This window comes from Thalassotalea fusca (assembly GCF_053485835.1).
Genome location: NZ_JBQRUN010000005.1, coordinates 80,606 through 103,575 on the forward strand (window position 1 = coordinate 80,606; position 22,970 = coordinate 103,575).

Here is a 22,970-nt window from a genome sequence, read left to right on the forward strand (position 1 = left end):
TCTATGTAAAGTAATAACTAACGCTGTGCTTATTTATACCAAGTGAATTACACGCGTTTAGTTGAATACTTTCCCTCAATTGATTATTGTGATCGAGATAAAACACCCCTTAGGCTTTGACGTATGTTAACTTCAATTTTCAAAAATCTACTCACCTCGTTAGTTATAACTTTAGCGACTTTTAGTATGGCACTAGCACAAGAAGCCGTTGATAAAGCAGGTGCTGACGAGCATTATGAAAAAGCACTTATCAGCTTCGAAAGTGATGACATTAAAAGTGCTGTTATTCACCTAAAAAACACATTTAAAGCCGACAACAACCATTTGCCGGGTCGTATTTTGTACGCTCAGATGCTACTCGCTTTTAACAGTGGTCAAGCAGCAATGGCAGAATTAGAGCATGCTAAAACGCTAGGTGCAGATCTTGATTTGTTACTACCTTTTCAAGTTGAAGCACTGCTTCATCAACAGGCGTTTGAAAAAGCAATAACATTAGCGGCGCCAGGCAACAGAAAGCCGGAAACAGAACTAGCATTAGCCTATTTGAGAGGCCAAGCATATCTAGGGTTAGGAAAACTTATTTTTGCCGACGAAAACTTTGACCAAGTGCTTAGTACGTCTCCCAATCACAGTTTGGCTCGACTGGGTAAAGCCCAAGTGGCCATTGCCAGAAAGCAATACCCACAGGCAGCAACGTATTTAGATGAGATACTGGAAAGTTATGATATCCCCGAGTCCACACGTATCCTACGTGCTAGGCTCTATTTAGTTGCGAAGGAACCACAACAGGCATTATTGCTATTAAATGAAGCCATTTCAAAAAATCCTGATTTGTTGGCCGCACGATTAACGCGAGCTCAAATACTACTATCGAGTGATAATGTTGAAACAGCAGAAGTAGATATCAATTACTTACTTGATAGAGCGCCAAAAGAGCCGCAAACCAATTTCTTAAAATCGCTCGTTGATCGTCAAAAAGGTTCTAATGAACTCGTTGAACAAACATACGACAACACATTATCGACATTAACCACCATTTCGAAGGAGATTCGTGAGGAAAACCCACAATACTTATTCTTAAGTGGTTATTTACAATTTAGAAAGCAACAATACAGTGCGGCACTCGAAAGCCTGAGAAAATATACGATTAAAGTAACAGATGTTAGAGCGACTCTACTGATCGCACAAATTCACTTTATTCAGCAAAACTACGCCTCTGCCGAGAATATTCTAGCCCGTGCAAAAATCGAATTTCCGAACCACAAAGACATCTTAATCTTGTTGGGTAAGACCCATTTGCAATTGGGTAACTACAATGAAGCGCAAAAGCACTTTTTGGCGTCGCTGGAAATAGACAATACTAATCACCATATTTTGCTCGATCTTGCTGAAAGCTTTATCAAGAGCAATCAATATAAGAACGCACATGTGGCGTTACAACGAGTGGGAGAATATTTCCCGACATTACCCAGATTACTGCTGCTACTAAACGATAATTTTAACGCATTACGACAAATTGAAGATGCGTTAGCAACAACCGAAACACTGATTAGTTTTCATCGTGACGTTGCTCAATTTCACTACCTTCATGGCATGAATTTGTTCAAACTTCAGCAATTTGCGTTAGCCAAAAATGCATTTACACACGCTATTGCAATAGACAGCTCTCACATTGATAGTCATGTGGCATTAAGCAGAACAGACGTCAACCAAGGAAATGTAGATACAGCAATTAGCAACTTAGCAAACCTGTTAGATTCATACCCTGATCATAGCGCGATCATGCTCGAATTAGCACGTATCCATCGATTCAAAGGCGATAGTGAAAAAGAACTACTTTGGTTAACCAAAACATTGTCAATCGATGCCAGCAACATTGACGCGCTCACATTACTAACAAAAAACTATCGCGAACAAGGTGATTTAAGTAAAGCCCAATCAGTATTGGAGTCGACGCTGAAACGCACCAATTCAAACGACGTTCGTAAGTTATTGGCCAATGTTTATCTTGAACGTAGGCAATATAAGCAAGCGATTGAGCTATTCACTGTCTACGCCGATCAAGCGAAGCAACGCGGCAAAGCATTACTCTTACTCGCCAACAGTCACTTACTGGCGAACAACCATGCCGAAGCTATTGCAACCGTAGAAAAGGCACTAATTTGGGATAAGAACCTAATTGAGGGCAGAGTAATGCTAATCAAGCTATTACTCGCTGCCAAAGATACGAAACGCGCCCAAGATAATATTAAATTACTTGCCAAAGACACGAATAAGCAAGCTCTGACAGCAATGTTAACGGGAGACTTGCACTTTGTAGAGCAAGAATATCACTTAGCTAAATCTCAATATCAAAAAGCGTTTGATATAGCGCCAAATGAGAGTGCCCTACATAGTCTCTATCGCACATTCAAAAAGTTGAACCAAATTCAAGAAGCTGAAGATTTGCTAACGCAATGGACAACACAGCATGGCACAACTAGAAACCTGACGACTTTAATCGCTTTGGCTGATATTTATCAGCTAAATAACAAGCCACGACAAGCAATTGAGCTATATGAAGGCGCATTAGAGCAATATCCAAATGCTGTACCTTTGTTGAATAATTTAGCAAATGCGACACTAGAGCAAGGTAATGTGGAAGACGCATTAACATTAGCAACGCGCGCAATTCAGTTGGCGCCTAACAACGTAACGGTGCTTGACACCTTGGCTTGGGTAAATTATCACATGAAAGAGTATGACGCGGCACTACGTATGTTACGTAAGGCCAATACGCTGGATAGTGGCAATTTAACCGTGAAGTATCACTTAGCTGCCACCCTGTACCGACTAAATCGACCTGAAGCAGCGAAAAAATACTTAATCGATGTGCTCAATTCCCCTGTTGAATTTGCTTATCGCGATCAGGCAGAGACCTTGATCAAGCAACTTTAGACATTATTCAGAGAGCGATTTAAACGATAGTGTAAATTTTGCACCACCAAGTGACGTTGAAGACGAAATATCCAACGTTGCCTGGTGCCACTGCGCAATACGAGCCACTATCGCTAATCCCATACCGTATCCTGAAGGAGCACCCACGTCTTGATTGGTTTCAAGTCGTGTGAAAGGCTTGAGAATTTTGTCACGTTCACTCTCTGGGATCCCTAGACCATCATCTTCTACAGTCAATATTAGCCATTCTTTATCTGTTGTTAAACTCACCAGAATTCTAGTTTTTGCGTATTGGATCGCATTAGTAACGAGGTTGTTCACTAGCATGCGAAGATAGTTTTCATCGCCCTCAACGGTAAAAGTCTCATCCGCTGCGTATGATATCAGCTTGTCGTCGATTTTTTGCGTATGAACGCACCGTTCAACAAGTGCAGAAAAGTTTATTGCTCGCTTTTTAACGGCAATCATCGCTTGGTCTAATCGTGCATAATTAAGTAACACTTCAACCAGCTTTTCCATTTCATCGATATCACGGCTTATGTGTTGTTGATATTTGATTTGTTTTTCCGGATTGGTGGTTTCCTGTAGAGCTTCAATACCGAATCGCAATCGCGCCAGCGGTGTGCGTAAGTCATGAGAGACCGCATTACCCAGCAACTTATTATCTTCGATTAACGTCGCGATTCGTTGCGCCATTCGGTTAAATTCTTTTTCTATATCAGAAATATAAGAGCGACGCTCTACCTTAATTCGCTGCTCAAGCTGCCCTTCTCCCAATGCCTTTACGGTAGTCGCTAAGCGTCTTAGCCTGATAATTAACGGATATAGCCAAATAAGGACAATAACCAACACACCGAAATAGAAAAAGCTCGTGAGTATAAGCTGTAGCGAAGCATCCTCAGTTGTAATAAGTGTCTTTGGTATGGTTAGCGTGAGTATTTTGGATTGCATTGACAATAGAAAATGCAGTGACACACTTTGCTCACTTTCCAAAATTAGCGGTTTTCCTAGATCGAGTGACTGTTGAAGTGATGCTGGTAATGGCAATTCATGAAGCGCGAGTAGTTTTATCATGAGGCCATTGTCTTTGTCAGGCCAATGATCAATAACCGAACCAAATTCCATACCTTTGTTCAGTGCGCTCGCTAGCGAAAGCCCCATCTCTCTGTATGGCGTTATTTCATCTGATGTTGATAAAGACGCTTGCTGGTCTTGCAGTTCTTTAAATAAGCTATCGATGCCCCACCCCAAGCCAACAGTTGCAGTAAGTACAACAAGCATCAATGAAAAAATGAGTTTCTTCATTTTATTTCCTACACATTAACGCCACGCATCTGCAACAAATAGATACCCTTTACCCCATACCGTTTTTATTCGAAATGGATTTTTAACGTTGTCGCCAAGCTTCTTACGAATTCTTGAGACGAGAATATCTGTAGAACGGTCAAAACCATCGTAATCAAAGCCTCGCAACTGTTTAACAAGCGACTCTCGGCTTACAGTATTACCAGCTTCTGAAGCCAGCATCCACAATACATCGAATTCATTGGAAGAAATAGGCATCGTTTCAGCGTTTAATACCGTGGTCCTTGCATTGGCATCTAATACCAACTTATCGAACTTAAGTACATTTTTCTCCCGTTCAACTACACTAGAGTCTACGTTTACGCGCCTGAACAGTGCTTTGATTCGCGATAACATAACACGAGGTTTAACCGGTTTTGTTAGGTAATCGTCAGCGCCGAGCTCTAAGCCCAGCACTTCATCCGTTTCTTGATCTCTCGCGGTCATCATCAAAATCGGGCCTTGATAAAAATCTCGTACAGATTTACATACATCAAAGCCATCTTTGACAGGTAGCATGATATCCAAAACAACTAAGTCAGGGTTATCCGAGGCAATTAGCTCTATCGCTATGTCACCTCGATTAACAATCGTCACTAAATAACCCTGTTCACTCAAATAATCGCTAAACCACTCGGCTAATGACATATCATCTTCAACTAGCATGATATGTTTGCGAGATTCTACTTCTATCAAAACAATCTCCAACTCGATTTCGCGCGCTTGCTTGATTTATAAACCCATGCAACGGTAATTTTGGCCACGGCAAGCTCTACGTTTGACTGCCCTTCGCGCAGTGAAAACTGATGGTCTTCAGCCGCTTGAAAATCTAAATAGAATTGCCCTGATTTTTGTGATTGCCAGCAGTTCATTTTCTGGTTTAGTGTCTTGTTGTATAAACAATAAGTGCCTACCTCAGGCGCTTGCCATTCAAACTCCACTTCCAAATAACACATTTGGCCTTTATGTAACGCAACACATCGTTCAGGAGTAACATAGAGAGCGGTACTATGTTTCATAGCTGGCAAATCCGACTTTTCAGCATAACTCGCAGTACAAGATAAACTAAGTACACTTGCAACTATAAAGTACATAATGCTTCTGGCTTTGTTCACACGCTCAGCGTAATTGACTTTAAACATTAGTTATCTCCTTTAAAAAACATAACTAATGCTGGTACTTAGGCCTAGAGCATTTGAACGTTTATTAAGAAACAAGGGGCTGTCGGTTACTTCGTCAGCGACCGTTCTTACCCATGCCGTTCCGCGAAATACCCAATTCTCGCTGATTGGATAAGTTACACCTGCCTCGACCGTAGCAAATATGCTGTCTTTAGGTTGGTAATAATCAAATTGAGTGCGATCAGCTTCGGCCTCACTAATACCATAATAATACTGATTGAAGTTGGCATCATGATATTGGATGCCCGCCATGCCGTGAAAATTCCAATTGCGGTATTGCCAATTACGACCAACTAATGCCGATGCCTCAAAACCAGTATCATTACCACTAATATCCTGCTTGGCTGAAAACTGAACCGTATAATCACCAATATAACCTGTAGTTCGAATACCAAACATCGTACTGGAATTACGCTTATCTAAGCCATCAAAGCGATTGTCACTAGGTAAACCAGCGTACTTAGGGCCTATGACAACATCAACAGACCAATCAGTTGACGTATATGCGTTATAACCAAGTAGTATAGGATCACGGCTTTCCCCATACTTTTCGATGAAAAAATCCTTCCAAGTGTAGCTACCGTTTATCACTAAGTAAGCGCCTTGCCAATCATCATCTTCTTTTGTTAATGAAGGGGCGACACCCGCAGCGACACCTACGCCCAGTTCAAAATAATTTGCTGTTTCGTGTGGTTCTGGAGCTTTGTTTCGTAGTGAATGGCTAATGTCTGCAGCCGACGCATTTATGGCAGCAACTAGCAAACCAGACGTTAATAAACCCAATGAAGTGATACGTTTCGATAAATACATGTTTAATTTCCTTTGTTTAATTTACGACTTATTGTATTGATCGAAAACAAACATTGACGTAACAAGATATAGCATGTGTAACAAATTGTAGCTTTAGTTATTATTCTTATTTTGCTTACTTATGAATGATTTAAGCTGTCACAAGCGAAGCGTATAATAGAAGAGTTGTTGATAAAAGGTAAACGAAAATTCAAATTATTTTAATTAGCTGGTAATGAAATGATGGCCTCGACACCATCGGCATCTTGCCTGTTTCTTATCTTAAGCAAGCCATTGTGATTAAACATGATTTGCCGACACAGCACTAGCCCGATACCGCTTCCCTGTGGCTTAGTGGTATAAAATGGCACAAAAATATTTTCAACATTGGCAATGCCTTTGCCGTTATCGCGAATCGCAACATGATGCCAATCTGCACCGGAGGTTATGTGAACCTCAATAAGCTTGTCATTTAAGTGTGTCATCGCCTCTTGTGCATTTTTAATTAAGTTAATAAAAACCTGTTCTATTTGATTTTTGTCAACTTGCACATGAACGTCCTTTGCGGACAATAACTGACATTGGCACTGAGGAAATAATGAAAACAATTGCTGAATAAGCGACATCAATTCGACATCGCTCTTATGAGGTTGCGGTAAATGTGTCAACTGACTGTAACTGGCAATAAACTCACCTAACGCATTAGCCCGTTCATTAATAATGCTGGCACCGTCAAGTAATGTTGTAGATAGCTCAGCTCCTTGCTCCGAGAGCTTTTTCTTCATTGACTGACTAATGGCTGCGATTGGGGTGAGCGAATTATTCAATTCATGACTGAGCACCCTAAGTAAGCCTTGCCACGCTTGGCGCTCCTTCTCCAACAGTAGACGCTCGGCGTTAGTGACTATGAATAGTTGGTGACGTTCGCCGTCACTTAAGAATTCTTCCTTAAGTAAGAAATGCTCACCCGATAAATGTTGCTGGTCAATATCTATAATACCAGATTGCGCATTAACAATTTGTTCGCCAAGCGATGTAAAGGTAATTGGCTGACCAATTGGATTTTCGATGTTGTTTAATATCAGCTTCTTGGCAGAAGCATTTGCCATGACGATAAGGCCTTGTTCGTTCACCGCCACAACCATGGCATTCATCTGCTCCAGAATTCGTTCAAGCAGTAAACGAGATTCTTTCGCTGCCAATTTGTGCTGCGACAACGTATCTGCCAAATGGTTAACAAGCGTCAACAACTCCTGAAATGATTGATCACTTTGCAATCGTCCGCGCATGCTGTAATCCCCATGAATCATTGATTCAATAAGGTTTGACAGTGTGCGGATCTGGTAATCTGATGCGTGATTGTGAGCAGCGATACAATAGCTAACCAACAAGCACAATATGATTGTGATAAAAGCGACAAGGTATCCAGAAAGCTGCGTTATCGACAGTGCAAATACCGCAATCACTAGACACGGCATGGTTGCTAACCATATTAATTGGCTTTGTTGCTTTCTACGCGAACGGCTTTGGCGCGATGTTCGCTGTTTCAGTGCATTAATCCAGTCCATATTTGCTTATGCGTCGATAATAACCGCTTCGACTCAATCCCAGTGACTTGGCAGTTTCGGTCGCATTGCCTCGATAAAATGCTAATCGACTGATAATAGCGCGTTTTTCGATGTCATCTAGCGACAACGTTGGGTCATCAATAGCGACTGAGCTATCACTACTTCGCTCGATAAACACATCATCTACTGTTATTTGTGACGACTTACAGGTAAAGAGCAACCTTTCCATCATATGCGCTAACTCTCGTATATTGCCAGGCCAATCATACTGCAACATTTTATCTAATGCCGCTGGCGTTAGTACGGGAAGTGCTTTGTGGTATTTACGGCTGAATCGCGATAAAAAATGTTCAGCAAGTGCCTGAATATCATCTTTGCGCTCCCGTAAAGCAGGTACTTTCACCTCGACCGTATTAAGCCTGTAATACAAGTCTTGGCGAAAACGATTTTCGGCAATTTCATGTAAAAGATCGCTGTTAGTCGCAGAAATCACGCGAACGTCAGCAAATTGCGATTTACTACTGCCAACTGCCTCAAACTTTTTCTCTTCCAGCACGCGAAGTAACTTAGCTTGTTGTGCAAGCGGTATATTGGCCAATTCATCCAAAAACAAGGTGCCTTGTTCAGCCATTTCGAATCGACCAATCCTGTCTTCTTTGGCATCAGTAAAAGCACCTTTTACATGACCAAACATCTCACTTTCAAACAACGACTCAGGTATTGCCCCCATGTTCACAGGGACAAACGATTGTGAGGCTCGTTGTGAGTGCTTATGAACATATGAAGCCAACATGCTTTTGCCCGTGCCGTTATCCCCAGTTAGCAAGATGCTCATATCGCTTTTTGCAAGCTCTTCCAGCGTAGCCAATAGCGATTGCATCACTGGCGAGCGCGCAATAATTCCCTCTCGATTGCGTGGATGTTCTTGACCGAGCAACAGCTGATTTTGCTGATTAAGCCGCAGCGCCATTTTATTCGAACTGGCAAGCGCCAGTTGATTCTTAATAGCACTGATGATGCGCTCGTTTTGCCAAGGCTTTTGAATAAAATCTCTTGCCCCAGCCTGCATTGCTTCAACGGCAATATCAATGGTCGCCCAACCCGTCATGACAATAATTGGTAAATTAGCATCTATCGCATTGATCGCCGATACCAGCGCAACACCTTCAGCACCAGACGTAGTATCTTGCTGAAAGTTCATGTCGATTAACGCTAGATCAACCGTTTGACTATTGATTTGCGCCAATGTGGCTTCGGGTGTTGTCGCAGCAACTATTTGAAAGCCTTCATCAGCCAATATGTATTTCAAGCTCGCAATGACATTAATATCGTCATCAGCAAGGAGGATTGTTTTATTCACTTAAGATTTTGTCCTTTTGCAATATCAACACTTTATGTAAATGCAGCGCGTAAAACAAGCCACAAAGCATAACGCAGGTGCAGCACAAAGATTATTCTTCATGCCGCTAAGACAAAAAGCCCGTGGTTCACTCATATCTCAACGCGGAACTAGGCTCCATCTGCACAGCATTTCGCGTTGGCAAATAAATTGCTGCCATCACAACAACCGACAGACCAAATACAACGACTAGTGGCAAGACCACATAAAAGTAGACCGGCACTATTTCTTCAGTAAAGCTATGAAACCCATAGGCAAGCAACGAAAATAATGTCAATGCCAAGCCCAGGCCCACAGTCAATTGGCGAGCACCATGTTTTAGGAACATCGAAACAACATGTGAGTCTTTAGCACCAATCGCACGACGGATGCCAATTTCATGCGTACGCTGAGCGATAGCATTGGCAGTTAAGCCATAAATGCCAACCAGCGCTAACAACAAGGCAAAAAAGCCCGTTCCAAAAGTCACTTTAGACATTAAGCGCATCATTTGGCGCATCATGTTACGATTTTTCATCGCGGGCTCTACAGGGTATACAAGCTCAATAGTGCGATCGGTGTCAAACATGGCACGATAGAAAATCGACTCGGGCTCAGATGTATTAGGCAATATTCGATATTGGATTACTTGGTAAGCACTCACATACTGCAAACCCGAGACATAAACTTCATCAGCACTGTCGAGCGCACTGAACAATGAAGAAGGATTCATGCGGTCAGTGACAACACCAACAACGAATACTTGGTTCTCAACATCGCCTCTTTTAAGTTTGAAACTTTTCCCCAAAGGCGACTCTCCTGGCCAATACCGTTTAGCCATAGACTGACTAATCATCACATTATATTGATGCCCCAATTTGTCCGTGTGTAATAGCCTACGCCCTGCAACTAAATGAACACCTGTGGTGGCCATATCACCAATAACGCCTATCGTATCAATTTCTGGTTTATCGAGTTCATTCATATACTCTACACCGTCAATTGTTACCGTTGATGGTCCCATCCAGTTCCCGGTCACGACACCTTCAACATTAGGATGACTTTCAATACGTTCGATGATAGAAGCCAATAGCGCCAACTGTTGTTCTTCTTCGGGGTATTTTTTTTCAGGAATAAGTATGCGAGCCGTCATCACATCGTGATAATTATCTCCTAATTCAAGATTGATAAATTTGTAGGCAATAAAGCCCGACATTGAGCCGATAAACATCAATATTGCAACCAAAAAGATTTGGGTTGTCACCAAGATTTTCGACAATCGTCCGGCTTTTTTACTTTGCGCACCTCGCGTGCCATCACGAAGTGTCGCATTAATGTCCTGACGCGCCGCACGCCATGCAGGTAAAAAAGAAGACAAGGTAATAGTAACGAGTGTAAATCCTACACCCATAAGTAGGGTCGGAACATCCATGCCATAGTGCCACCAAAACGCTCCCCCATTGGGTAACCACGATTGCAACACGATCTGGGTATAATCAAGCACGGCTCCTACCAACAGCAACGATAATAGGCCTCCCAACGTTGCAATTAAAATACCTTCCCACATCAATTGACTGACAAGACGCGTAGTTTTTGCACCGAGCGCTGCGCGAATGGCTGTTTCCTTATGTCGTTCTAAACATCGTGCGAATAACAAGTTGCCCACGTTGATACAGGCCAACAGTAAGATCATCCATGACACACCATTGAGAAACGCAAAAATGATGGCTCCATCACCACCCGTTTTTGCCATTGGGAAGGTCTGAATTTTCGCTGATTTCTCTCTGGGAGGCATGTTATATAGTGCAACATTTTGTTGATACACCTGATTGATTGCCTGCCCAAGTTCCTGCTCCGCGGACTTTAGGTCGACATTTGGATGTAATCTGACGTATCCATAAACTGATTCACTTTCAGGTGGGCTAGCGTTAAATATGTCATCGGATAATGGTAACCAAATTGCCGCTACGTCAGGAAAGCGATAATTTTGTGGCATAACACCAACGATTTCAGTCACCTGACCATCCAGCACAATCGTACGATTTAGTATGTCTTCAGCACCATTAAAATCATTCTGCCAAATCTGGTAGCCAATGACTGCAACGGGGGTCGCACCAACTTTAGTGTCTTCTTCGGTTATTACCCGTCCTAAAATAGGGGCTGTGCGGGTGAACTCAAAAAAACCCTTACGCACTAGCGTACCAATAACAGATTTTCCAGCATCTTCGTGTGATATACGTACTTCTCGATTATCGTATACCCCAAACTCTGCAAAGCCCGTCATTTCATTTTTAACTTGCATATATTCGTATGCAGAAAACGTACGATATTTACCGTCAATGATAATCCCAATCGCTTTGGCGGTATCCCCCCCAGGAATAGGTAACTCTTTGTATACCGTGGTATACAAGAATGAAAAAGTAAACAGACTTATTGATAGTCCTCCAATGAGTACCAATAATGTCATGGCCGTAAACTTTGGCGCCTTTAGCAGCATGCGTAGCGCATATCGAATATCAAGCAAAGCAGACATAATCGTTACCCCGCAGCCATTGTTACGTCTGAGACAATGCTAGACTTTTGGGCATTTTGGTTGTCTTTAATTAGCTGACCATCAAACATTTCCAAACAGCGACTTGCACGCAACGCTGACGATGGATCATGCGTAACCATACATATGGTCGCGCCATCTCGATGCAATTGTTCAAAGAGCTGTAATACCGATTCTGCATTTTTTGAGTCGAGATTTCCTGTTGGCTCATCCGCCAAAATAATGCTTGGGTTATTAACGAGTGCACGCGCAACCGCCACACGTTGCTGCTGCCCGCCCGACAGTTGCGACGGGTAATGGTTGATGCGGTGTAACATTTCCACTTTCTCCAACACCGCTCTCACTTGTTGCTCGACATAACTCTTCTTTAATCCCGATTGATAAGTTAAAGGCAGCATGACATTTTCAAAAACAGTTAAATCCGAGATGAGATTAAATGATTGGAAAACAAAGCCTATTTGCTTGCTGCGAATGTCAGCACGCTGATTGCGACTCAATTCAGATACATTTTCACCTGCTAGCATATATTCGCCCTCACTTGCCGTGTCCAATAAGCCAAGCAACGAAAGTAGCGTGGATTTTCCGCAACCTGATTGCCCGCTTAGCGATACAAACTCTCCTTGGCAAATTTCAAGGTTTATATTATTTAGTGCATGCGTCTCGATTTCCTCGGTCAGAAACCGTTTACTTATATTGCTTAGTTTGATTAAAGATGCCATTACCTGTTCCTTTCCAAATATTCTTAAATATGCAAATGTAACTTTGTCTGTACTATTGACTCGTTTGACGTCTAACGAATCATGATGTCGTCATGTTCTTGCCAATCGTTGGTGTCTGAAATAATGATTTCATCGCCAACATTAAGACCTGACACGATTTGAATTTTATTGACCGAGCTTTGCCCTAACTGCACGATAGACTTATGTGCAAATTGTTTATCTGCAGACAATAAAAATAGTGGTACTGCACTGTTTTTTGGCGCAAAAACAGGTCGTTTCACGTAAAGCGCATCGCTAATATTGCTGATCTCTATCAGGCCATCCACGGTTAACTCCGGACGTGCTTCACTTGGTAGTTCACTTATCAATTTGATATCAACTTGTACCATGCCAGCATTTACGGCGGGGTCGATACGTATCACTTCACCCAAAATCTCATTGGTACGCGTATCAACCACAGCAGACTGCCCCAACAAAATATCTCGTGCACGCACTTCCTCAACTTGTAATTCAGCAAATAATGCATGTTGATCAGCAATAAGCGCGACACTATCGCCAACTTGCGCACGTTCGCCAAGTTGTAAGGATACTTGCTGCACAACACCCGACGATGTGGCGATAACCTGAAGCGCTTCAACTTGTGCTTTAACGCGTCGATAGTTATTTTCCATCAAGCCAATGCGAGCCTGCTGCGCTTCTTGCGTCGCCTTCATACTTGCATGCATTTTTTTGACTTTTTGTTGCTGTGCCAACCAAGACTGCATTTGCTGTTTAACCGCTAGTTGGCTTTTTTGATAATCAAGCGCAGATACTGTCGCATTACCTTGTTCCATCAATGCAGTTTCAGCATCCAATTTCAGTTTGGCTGATTGATAATTTAGCTCTGCGGCAATCACCGAGTTTTCTAACTCTACGAGTTGAGACTCCAACGATACAAAAGCGGCATGACTTTCAGCTTTGCTGGCAGATAACTCCCATTGCGCTTGCTCCAGCTCGCGATGCAATTCTGGATTTGATAAATAAATCAGTATGTCACCTTCGTTTACCTTTGCACCTGGCTTAACCATCACTTGTTCGACTCGTCCTGAAACTTGCGATGAAACCCAACGAATATTAAGTGGTTTTAGTACACCCATCGCTCTCACATTCACTTTAAAATTACCCTGTACAACTTTCGCAGTAACGAGTTCACCACGATCGACAAAATACGACGCGTTTCCCATTTGCTGCTTCAATAAAAAACCCAGGATCAACACACCGATGATTGCAGGCACATACCAATGCTTTAACCACAAAGGCTTAGCATGTTGTTGTCTTTGTACATCCATTTTTTACTCATTGTTTTTACGATAATGAATAATGAGTAATCAAATGGTGTGCCAGTCACACAAAAACCATAAACAACTGAAATACAACAATTAAATAAGAGTCCGTCACATTCTATTGATAAGCATCTGTGTCGAAAATGACACACTTGCTTGCAAGGGTGTCGCATATTCGCAACAACTGGGCTAAATGAATGAGCCCAGCACTGACAAAATTGCATCACTACAATCCTATTTCGGTATCACTTATGCCACGTCGATTTATCAGGATATTTTTTGATCAACCGCTTTTCAGATACTAGGCTTACTCATATCAATAGAAGAAAAATTACTCAGTAAATGAAACAGTTCGCACTATGTTTGAGTTTAATCTTTACCCACGCATCAGCTATGGCTGAGGATACGACATGGAGCGCATTCGGTACTTTAGGTATCGTCTCATCTGATTCAGATCAATATGGTTTTCGACGAAATATCAACTACGATGAGGGTGTTTTTAAAGGAGATATCGATTTTAAGCAGTTAAGCTTGCTCGGTGGTCAGCTAGAACATCGATTTTCAGGCACCTTTGACTTTGTTACCCAAGCGGTTATTCGCGACAGAAAGGATGCAGACTGGGACGATTATGTCTCGCTCGCATTTCTGCGGTATTCACCGTCAGCACAATGGACACTTAGAGCAGGACGATTAGCGCCTGATTTATTTACAATTTCTGACTATCGTGACATTAATATTGCCTACACATGGGCTAACGTGCCTAACGAAGTTTACGGAATGATCCCTTACACCTATTTCGATGGTGGTGACGTGTCTTATACCCACAGGTTTTCTGGCGCAACATTTAATGTGAAAGCATTCGCCGGAATCAGTGAATCTGCTATTTCAACAGGGCATTTTACGCAATCAGTTGACTTAGAAGAGATGCTTGGCGTAGCCATGACATTCGACAAAAACGACTGGAATTTACAATGGCGCTTCACCCGAGCAAGCATTGGTAGCGAGGAAGCCACAGAGAGTATCTTTGTCAGCGCTATTGCTCAGATCCCTGACGCTTTATGGCCAAATAAACAAAATATATTTAATGATCTGGCGCTTGACGGACAAAAAGTTAACTATCAATCCTTCAGTGGACAAAAGTATCTCGACAACTGGTTACTAAGCTTTGAAATTACCCATACAGACTCCGACACCGATGCAATTGCTGAATTAACAAATGGCTACATTAGTGCCGCCTATCTACAAGGTGCTAATACTTGGTATGGCGTGATTGGCCAAACGAACAGCGACTCATACCATTTTAATGAACCAGGTGTAAATCCGCTGTTATTTCCCGAAATTGTTTCTGGCATAGAAAGTAACTTTAATTTTTATTCTTCTAGTCAACAAAGTATTTCACTCGGCTGGCGTTGGGACATCAGCCCTACAATTACCAGTAAACTTCAAATGACTTATACGCATATTGACGAAGATGGCGACACTCTTTGGATAAATAGAGGCAACGATTCGCCCGCACAATCCGTGACCACTTTAATCTACACGCTGAGTTTTGCCTTATGATGACGCGTATCGTGATAATTGCCTTATCGTTCCTAGCGATGTTACCGCTTCAAGCTAGAGCCTATAGCGAGCAATTAGTCATTGTGGTGCACAAAGATACGCCGGTTGAATCTCTAACAAAATCAGAAGTTATCGATATATTCATGGGTAAATATGCTGCCTACCCAAATGGCCAAAAAGCGCTTGCTGTTGAACTCACCGATCAACATACGCTCAAAGAAAGATTCTATCGACAACTGATAGGCCGCTCAGTAGCAAGTGTTAATGCGTATTGGGCAAGACTCAAGTTCGCAGGTAGAAAGCGCAATGCACAAGTGAAAGATACGCAGGACGAAGTCATCGAATATCTCACGACAACCCCACTGTCGATAGGCTATATCACGGTTGCCAAACTTGATGACAATTTAAAGGTGGTTTATCAAGTTAATGAATAGAAGTGGACTGATATTAAGACTCGCAGTAGTTGTTTTATTTGCCGCTATAGCAGTAGGTACTATCGTTTCACAAATATTCTTTCGAATTACCTATTTGAACGAATTAGAAGCAGGAAAAGTAAAAATCGAGCAGTTGTACAAGACCGTATCTACGACCGCTTCTATTGCTACCTACCTCGAAGACAAAGAACTTGTAGAGGAAGTGCTTAATGGCCTTACAAGTAACCATATTATCAGTAGTGTTGCTATACAAACGGCAAGACTCAATACCACATCACCTGATCATCAGCTCTCCGAATATAGCCAAACGTTCGCGTTATTTTCACCGTTTGAAAGGGATAGACAGGTAGGTTCACTCGTCATTACACCGAATATTTCTCATATTCGCGAACGCGCATCAAAAATCAGCTGGGACAACCAATTAGCCATTACTATTCAAGCGACTATTATCACACTGACAATTATCGTTATCGCTTACGCTGTCGTGACACGACCAATCTTATCGATTGCCAATCGACTGCATCAAATAAAACCCGGTACCAGTGATCAGCTGCAAATACCTAAGTTCCATCAATCAAGCGAAATTGGTCAGCTCGTTGGCGACATCAACGGCTTGTTGAAGAAAACCCAAAAGCAGTTTGTCGATGAAAGACTCCTACGCCAACAGGTAGAAAAACTGTCTAAACATTTCAAACTATTATTCGAAAATTCAACCTCTCCGATAGTGCTGACTGAACCAAATGGCAACATCATTCTCTACAATAAGGCTTTTGTAAATCTACTCGCACGATTGCATTTACCATTACAGCAAAACTTTGGCGAATATCTCAGAGATTTATTCGAAGATTCTGCACAGATTGACAATCTGGTGGAAGATTCTGTCAGTATGGGGGAATTTGCCTCAGGGGAATTCCGGCTAAAGTATAACGCTGATGATAAACCTATGTGGGTTCATGCTGTATATAATGAAACCGTCACTGATGACTACCATGAATATGTGCAAATTACCTTGCATGATATTTCTTTACGCCGACAGCAAGTCGAACAATTAAATAAAAAAGCCTATACCGATAAACTCACTAATTTACTCAATCGTCGCGGCGCCGAAAAACATATCAGTAGCCTCATTCAGCAACAAACAAGTTTTGCATTATTACTGCTCGATTTGAACCGATTTAAACCGATTAACGACGTTTATGGTCATGATGTAGGCGATCAAATGCTAGTTTATGTTGCCAATCAATTAATGAAAAGCTTGAGAAATACAGACATATTGTCGCGATGGGGCGGGGATGAATTTGTCATCGTATTACCCCACGTAAATGACAACTTAGTTAACGATATTTGCCAAAATATCAAAAGCCACATTGAAAAGCCTTTGTTTATCGCTGACGCCAATGAATCAATATCTGTAGGAATTAGCATTGGCGTGACCTTCTACCCCTTAGAAAAAGACACGTTATCGTCGTTAATAAAAGCGGCGGATGCTGCCATGTATAGCCTGAAGGAGTCCCGAAAATCGGACAAGTTTCTTGCGTACTATCGCGATTTGACTTGAAGAAGGTTACCATTATGCGCCCATATCCCGATGATACGCTAACCTCCGATATTCAACGAGTAAAGCTGACTATTGCGATCTCGTCATTCGCAATGGTGCTATTACTCATCAATGAGTTACTACACACACCATTTGATGCAATTGAAACGGCAATTAGTATAAGCATCGTTTGCCTCTTGTTACTCAATTTTTGGGTAAACGAAGATACCGTGCAACTAGCCAGTGGCATTATTCTGTGGGGTACATCAACCTTAGTGTTCTACCTTTCCTGGTCTCAACAAGGTATATATGACACAGCACTTTATGCCTATCCATGCATCATTTTGCTCGCATACGTTATGGGCTCTCGGTTACTATTCATTCCCCTGTTTGCGGCAATTATGGTTCAAGTAGTCTTACTACTGTTCGCACACGACGCCAATCTATTTCCACTGTATCAGGCATCTGAAAGCAGTCATTTGATCAGAGCAATAGACTTGTTCATTATCTTGTCGTTGTTTGCCACAATTAGCTTTATTTTTATTCGCGGATTTAAACTGTCTTTCAAACACCAAAAGCAACTAGCAAACTATTACCAGCAAGAACTTGATATTGCTAATAAATTACTCGAGTTTGATAACCTAACCAATCTACCCAACGATAAAGTCTGCGCCAAACAGTTGGCTGAATTTCTAACCACAATAGATACTACAGATACCCGCATTGCTGTGGTCATTTTAGATATCACGAATATGCGACAAATCAACAATTCACTCGGCCATTCTGTCGGCAACACGTTACTCTTAACAATAGCCGAACGGCTGCAATCTATGTTAGATGCTCATGAATTTCTCTATCGGCACCAAGGTCATGAATTTGCGCTAATCAAGCAGTCTGAATATCCCCGAGAAATCGACATTTTTAAAGAACGAATCTTGCAGGCAATGACCACAGAATTCGACGTAGAAGACTATCGCATAGCGGTTAATTGTGCGATTGGAATCGCTGTAGCACCTTTTGATGGCAATGCCCACGAACTGCTTTTTAAACATGCGCATTTAGCGCTTCAACATGGTAAACGCAGCGCTGTCAACGATGCGTGTTACTACGAACCCTATATGAAGGATTTAGAAGAGCAACGATATTTTTATGTCAACGAACTCAAACAAGCGATTAGCCAAGATCAATTAGCTGTTTATTACCAACCCAAAATACACTTACCCACTCAACGTGTTGTTGGAGCAGAGGCATTAATTCGCTGGATTCATCCCGAGAAAGGATTTATTCCACCGGATAAGTTTATCCCCATTGCTGAAGAGTCTGGACAGATTACTGAAATCACCAAATGGGTAATAGAAAATGCCTGTTTAGATTGCGCACATTGGCATTTACAAGGCTATAAACACATGTCAATTGCAGTCAATCTATCAGCGCTTGATTTTCGACGAGGCAACTTGCCCCATTTGGTCATGAAAGCGGTCAATGCGAGCCGACTACCCGCCAATGCACTTGAACTAGAAATAACCGAGTCTATCATTTTTGATGATTTGGCTCGGATTCAGACGCAAATTCGTCATTTGAAACACAAAGGTGTTTCGTTTGCCATCGATGATTTTGGTACGGGATACTCCAATCTGGGCTATCTCAATAAATTTAACGTTTCTACGTTGAAAATTGACCGTTCATTTGTCCATGGCCTACTGTCAAATGAGCATGACCAACATATCGTCAATGCCATCATCAATTTGAGTAAAAGTTTGGGCATAGACAATGTTGCTGAAGGAATCGAAGATCAACAAACAGCCAAGTGGCTACTTAAGCGAGGTTGTCAAATTGGACAAGGATATCACTGGTCAAAACCACTACCCGCGCACGAGTTTTTGGAATACTTAGCCAAAACGCATAAAGATGTGTAGTTGAATTGTTATAACGATTGACGGAAAAAATAGGTACAAGGTAGCTTCAAGAAGCGACAATGTACCTATTCAACTGCGAGCTATTTAGTTTATAAACTGACGGTTACACAAAAGGTGTTGCAATAATTACCAGCCTTCAACCCCTTTCATGTCTGGTAGCTGATGCGCAATGCCTTTATGGCAATCTATACACGTTTTGTCACCACTTGCTAACGACGTAGAATGTTGCTGAGAAGCACGGCTGCTTTGTGCCGTAAAGTCCATGTAATCAAAGTTGTGACAGTTACGGCATTCTAATGAATCATTCGCTTTAAGCCGATTCCATTCGTTGTGCGCTAAACGTTTCCGATTGGCCAAGAACTTGTCACGTGTATTGATCGTGCCAAATATTTTACCCCACACTTCTTTTGACGCCTGCATTTTTCGCGCTATTTTGTCTGTCCAGTTATGCGGCACATGGCAATCAGGACATGTTGCACGAACTCCAGAGCGATTTGAAAAGTGAATGGTTGTTTTCAATTCTTCATACACATTGTTTTCCATCTCATGACAACCGATACAGAATTCTTCTGTGTTCGTTACTTCTAGGGCGGTGTTGAAGCCACCCCAGAAAATAATTCCCGCAACAAATCCACCAATCACCAAGAAACCTAAGCTAAAATATGCACTGGGTTTTCTTAAGGTTTGCCAACCTATTTGAATAATCTTTTTCATAGACTGCCCCTAATGCTTGTCAGATTTTTCGTTAGACATTTTTGCTTTCATCAAGCTTTGCATGTCGATAAAGTCGTTTTCTACCAATGGTGCTACATCTGACTGCGTTGCGTGGCATTGCGTACAAAAGTAACGTCTTGGTGAAATTTCCGCTAAAAAATTGCCGTCTCTATCCATATAGTGCGTCACACTAACCATCGGTGCCTGCGACTCTCCTGTCCGATGTCGGCTATGACAAGACATACATTTGTTTGAGTTTAGGTTCACTTCATAATTACGTATATGATGCGGAATAACTGGCGGCTGCATCGGATAATTACGTACCTGCTTAACGTCTTTGTTTTGCACTTTTGGCAACGGCGTAGGCTCTTTCTGTACATCAAGTTCCGCTTTGCGCAGAGTCGCAACATCTTCCGCATTAGCGATCATCACATGTGTCATTGGCGCTAACATTGTCAATGAAACAACAGTGTATTTAACGAGTTTCTTTAGTGAAATATTCATTATCAGCTCCTACACTTTTACGATCTTAACTGCGCATTTTTTGAAATCAGTTTCTTTTGACAGCGGGTCTGTTGCATCTAGTGTCACTTTGTTCACTAGTCGACTCGCGTCAAACCAAGGCATGAATACCAAACCTCTTGGAGGCTTATTACGACCCCGCGTTTCAACACGTGTTTGTACTTCACCGCGTCTTGATACTAGCTTCACTAAATCACCTCTGCGCATATCGCGTGCTTTTGCGTCATCAGGATGCATATAGACCACGGCATCTGGCACTGCTTTGTAAAGCTCAGGTACACGTTGTGTCATCGACCCTGAATGCCAGTGTTCCAGTACCCGTCCTGTTGATAGCCATAAATCGTATTCTTCGTCCGGTGACTCAGCCGCTGGCTCGTACGGTAAGGCAAAAATGATCGCTCTACCGTCTTTCTTACCGTAGAACTGAAAATCAGTACCCGGTGCTACATATGGATCAGAGCCTTCTTTAAAGCGCCACAGTGTTTCTTTACCATCAACAACTGGCCATCTTAAACCGCGCTCTTGGTGGTAACGGTCATAGTCAGCTAAATCATGTGCTTTACCGCGACCAAAGCTCGCGTACTCTTCAAAAAGTCCTTTTTGAATGTAGAAACCAAAGTGTCTTGCTTCATCGTTTAGTCTAACTGCAGGTATTTGGTTCAATGAAAAGCGATCTACTTGACCGTTCTTGAATAGCACCTCATACATGGTTTTGCCTTTATAACTTGGGTTTTTATCAAGTAGCTCTTTAGGCCAAACTTCTTCAATTTTGAAACGTTTAGAGAATTCCACAAGCTGCCAAAGGTCTGATTTAGCACCTTCTGGCGCTTCTACCATTTGATACCAAGTTTGTGTGCGTCGTTCAGCGTTGCCGTACACCCCTTCTTTTTCTACCCACATCGCCGTAGGAAGGATCAAATCTGCAGCTTGGGCTGTTACTGTTGGGTACGGGTCTGAAACTACAATAAAGTTTTTCGGGTTGCGATACCCTGGGTAGCCTTCTTCATTCATATTGGCTGCCGCTTGCATATTGTTGTTACATTGCACCCAATAGAAATTCAGCTCACCGTCTTTTAACTTACGGTTTTGCAGTACCGCGTGATATCCCGGTTTTGGCGGGATAGTGCCATAAGGTACTTTCCATAGTTTTTCAGACAATTGACGATGTTTTTCATTGTTTACAACCATGTCGGCTGGTAAGCGATGAGAGAAGGTTCCTACTTCCCGTGCCGTACCACAAGCTGATGGCTGACCAGTAAGTGAGAATGGGCTGTTCCCCGGTGTTGAAATTTTCCCCGTTAGCAAGTGAATATTGTAAACAAGGTTATTTGCCCAAACGCCGCGCGTATGCTGGTTAAAGCCCATAGTCCAGAATGAACAGACTTTGATTTTTGGATCTGCATAGAGTTCAGCAAGCGCGTTCAAATTAGCAACTGGCACACCTGACAGCTCTGACACATATTCAGCGGTATAAGTGCTCACGAATTTGGCGTATTCGTCGAAATCAATTGGTGTTGAACCACCCGCTCGTTTGTCGTTATTTTTCGCTTTTTGCTCAAGCGGGTGCTCAGGCCTTAAGCCATAACCAATATCAGTAACACCGAGTCTGAAATTCGTGTGCTTGTTAACGAAATCCTTATTCACCCGATCGGTTTGTATGATGTAGTTGGCAATGAAGTTTAATATCGCCAAATCGGTTTGTGGCGTAAAAATCATCGCATTATCAGCCAAGTCGCAGCTTCTGTGAGTAAACGTCGACAATACTGCAACTTTTACGTGCGGCGCGCTAAGTCGACGGTCAGTAATACGTGTCCAAAGAATTGGATGCATCTCTGCCATGTTCGAGCCCCAAAGCACCATCGCATCGGTTTCTTCAATATCGTCGTAGCACCCCATCGGCTCATCAATACCGAAGGTACGCATAAAACCACCTACAGCTGATGCCATACAATGACGCGCATTTGGATCAATGTTATTGGTTCGAAAACCCGCTTTCATCAGTTTTGAAGCTGCATATCCTTCAAATACGGTCCATTGCCCAGAACCAAACATACCAATGCCTTCTGGCCCTTTTTCTTTTAACGTAGCTTTGGTTTTTTCGGCCATGATATCAAACGCGGCATCCCAAGAAATTGGCGTGAATTCACCATTCTTGTCAAACTTGCCATTCTTCATTCTCAGTAGCGGCGTAGTCAGGCGGTCTTTGCCGTACATGATTTTCGATAAGAAGTAACCTTTTATGCAGTTGAGCCCTCGGTTAACAGGTGATTTGATATCACCATGTGTTGCGACAACTTTTCCGTCCATTACCCCTACGTTTACACTACAACCCGTACCACAAAAACGACACGGTGCTTTGTCCCATTTCAGTTTTGTAAGATCACTGCTCGTGATTAAATTTGATGCTGATGCTGGGATGGAAACACCGGCTACTGTTGCTGCGGCAGCTACCGCATTGGCTTTTATAAACGCTCGGCGATTAATAGTCATAAGCTCAC

General features: G+C 42.3%; 17 protein-coding genes. 5 read left to right on the forward strand and 12 right to left on the reverse strand.

Annotation, left to right across the window (positions count from 1 at the left end; all coding sequences use genetic code 11):
* The first annotated feature begins 123 nt into the window (after positions 1–123).
* Positions 124–2,937 (forward strand): XrtA/PEP-CTERM system TPR-repeat protein PrsT, encoded by a 2,814-nt coding sequence (gene prsT / locus ACSLUK_RS08095; RefSeq protein WP_448548044.1) that lies wholly within the window; start codon positions 124–126, stop codon positions 2,935–2,937.
* Between the two features lie 3 nt (positions 2,938–2,940).
* Here the strand turns inward: prsT and ACSLUK_RS08100 are convergent, their stop codons facing one another.
* The 9 genes from ACSLUK_RS08100 to ACSLUK_RS08140 form a co-directional block, all read right to left on the reverse strand.
* Positions 2,941–4,242 carry an ATP-binding protein gene (locus ACSLUK_RS08100; protein ID WP_448548045.1) on the reverse strand — a complete coding sequence of 434 codons (1,302 nt, stop codon included), beginning with the start codon at positions 4,240–4,242 and terminating at the stop codon, positions 2,941–2,943.
* Positions 4,243–4,257: 15 nt separating this feature from the next.
* On the reverse strand, positions 4,258–4,947 hold the full coding sequence (locus tag ACSLUK_RS08105) for a response regulator (RefSeq protein WP_448548229.1): 690 nt from the start codon (positions 4,945–4,947) through the stop codon (positions 4,258–4,260).
* A gap of 26 nt (positions 4,948–4,973) precedes the next feature.
* Complete coding sequence (locus ACSLUK_RS08110; RefSeq protein ID WP_448548046.1) at positions 4,974–5,423, reverse strand: DUF3019 domain-containing protein; 450 nt, start codon at positions 5,421–5,423, stop codon at positions 4,974–4,976.
* 12 nt (positions 5,424–5,435) lie between these two features.
* Positions 5,436–6,272 carry a MipA/OmpV family protein gene (locus ACSLUK_RS08115; protein ID WP_448548047.1) on the reverse strand — a complete coding sequence of 279 codons (837 nt, stop codon included), beginning with the start codon at positions 6,270–6,272 and terminating at the stop codon, positions 5,436–5,438.
* Positions 6,273–6,472: 200 nt separating this feature from the next.
* The gene (locus ACSLUK_RS08120) at positions 6,473–7,819 is read right to left on the reverse strand and encodes a sensor histidine kinase (protein ID WP_448548048.1); all 1,347 of its coding nucleotides are present in this window, start codon (positions 7,817–7,819) and stop codon (positions 6,473–6,475) included.
* Positions 7,806–9,179: a sigma-54-dependent transcriptional regulator gene (locus ACSLUK_RS08125; protein ID WP_448548049.1), complete on the reverse strand. Its 1,374-nt coding sequence runs from the start codon at positions 9,177–9,179 to the stop codon at positions 7,806–7,808. The genes ACSLUK_RS08120 and ACSLUK_RS08125 overlap by 14 nt, the downstream gene beginning before the upstream one ends.
* A 127-nt stretch (positions 9,180–9,306) precedes the next feature.
* Positions 9,307–11,730, reverse strand: coding sequence for an ABC transporter permease (locus ACSLUK_RS08130; protein ID WP_448548050.1), 2,424 nt, complete (start codon positions 11,728–11,730; stop codon positions 9,307–9,309).
* A gap of 5 nt (positions 11,731–11,735) precedes the next feature.
* Positions 11,736–12,467: an ABC transporter ATP-binding protein gene (locus ACSLUK_RS08135; RefSeq protein ID WP_448548051.1), complete on the reverse strand. Its 732-nt coding sequence runs from the start codon at positions 12,465–12,467 to the stop codon at positions 11,736–11,738.
* 71 nt (positions 12,468–12,538) lie between these two features.
* Positions 12,539–13,795 carry an HlyD family secretion protein gene (locus ACSLUK_RS08140; protein ID WP_448548053.1) on the reverse strand — a complete coding sequence of 419 codons (1,257 nt, stop codon included), beginning with the start codon at positions 13,793–13,795 and terminating at the stop codon, positions 12,539–12,541.
* Positions 13,796–14,131: 336 nt separating this feature from the next.
* Here ACSLUK_RS08140 and ACSLUK_RS08145 point away from each other — a divergent pair, with 336 nt between their 5' ends.
* From ACSLUK_RS08145 to ACSLUK_RS08160, 4 genes are read left to right on the forward strand one after another with little or no spacing between them, the layout of a single operon-like run.
* Positions 14,132–15,349: a hypothetical protein gene (locus tag ACSLUK_RS08145; RefSeq protein ID WP_448548054.1), complete on the forward strand. Its 1,218-nt coding sequence runs from the start codon at positions 14,132–14,134 to the stop codon at positions 15,347–15,349.
* A complete protein-coding gene (locus tag ACSLUK_RS08150; RefSeq protein WP_448548055.1) occupies positions 15,346–15,783 on the forward strand; it encodes a type 2 periplasmic-binding domain-containing protein in 438 nt (145 codons plus the stop codon). The genes ACSLUK_RS08145 and ACSLUK_RS08150 overlap by 4 nt, the downstream gene beginning before the upstream one ends.
* Entirely contained in the window at positions 15,776–17,341 is a 1,566-nt protein-coding gene (locus tag ACSLUK_RS08155; protein ID WP_448548056.1) for a GGDEF domain-containing protein, read from the forward strand. Before ACSLUK_RS08150 ends, ACSLUK_RS08155 begins: the two co-directional genes overlap by 8 nt.
* A gap of 14 nt (positions 17,342–17,355) precedes the next feature.
* A complete protein-coding gene (locus tag ACSLUK_RS08160; protein ID WP_448548057.1) occupies positions 17,356–19,236 on the forward strand; it encodes a putative bifunctional diguanylate cyclase/phosphodiesterase in 1,881 nt (626 codons plus the stop codon).
* Positions 19,237–19,362: 126 nt separating this feature from the next.
* On the opposite strand, the gene ACSLUK_RS08165 is transcribed toward ACSLUK_RS08160, so the two are convergent.
* Genes ACSLUK_RS08165 through napA form a run of 3 tightly spaced genes read right to left on the reverse strand, consistent with a single transcriptional unit; the run spans position 19,363 to position 22,962 of the window.
* Positions 19,363–19,950: a cytochrome c3 family protein gene (locus ACSLUK_RS08165; protein WP_448548058.1), complete on the reverse strand. Its 588-nt coding sequence runs from the start codon at positions 19,948–19,950 to the stop codon at positions 19,363–19,365.
* Positions 19,951–19,959: 9 nt separating this feature from the next.
* Positions 19,960–20,403, reverse strand: coding sequence for a nitrate reductase cytochrome c-type subunit (locus ACSLUK_RS08170; protein ID WP_448548230.1), 444 nt, complete (start codon positions 20,401–20,403; stop codon positions 19,960–19,962).
* Between the two features lie 60 nt (positions 20,404–20,463).
* Positions 20,464–22,962, reverse strand: coding sequence for a nitrate reductase catalytic subunit NapA (napA, locus tag ACSLUK_RS08175; protein ID WP_448548059.1), 2,499 nt, complete (start codon positions 22,960–22,962; stop codon positions 20,464–20,466).
* Between the last annotated feature and the right edge of the window lie 8 nt (positions 22,963–22,970).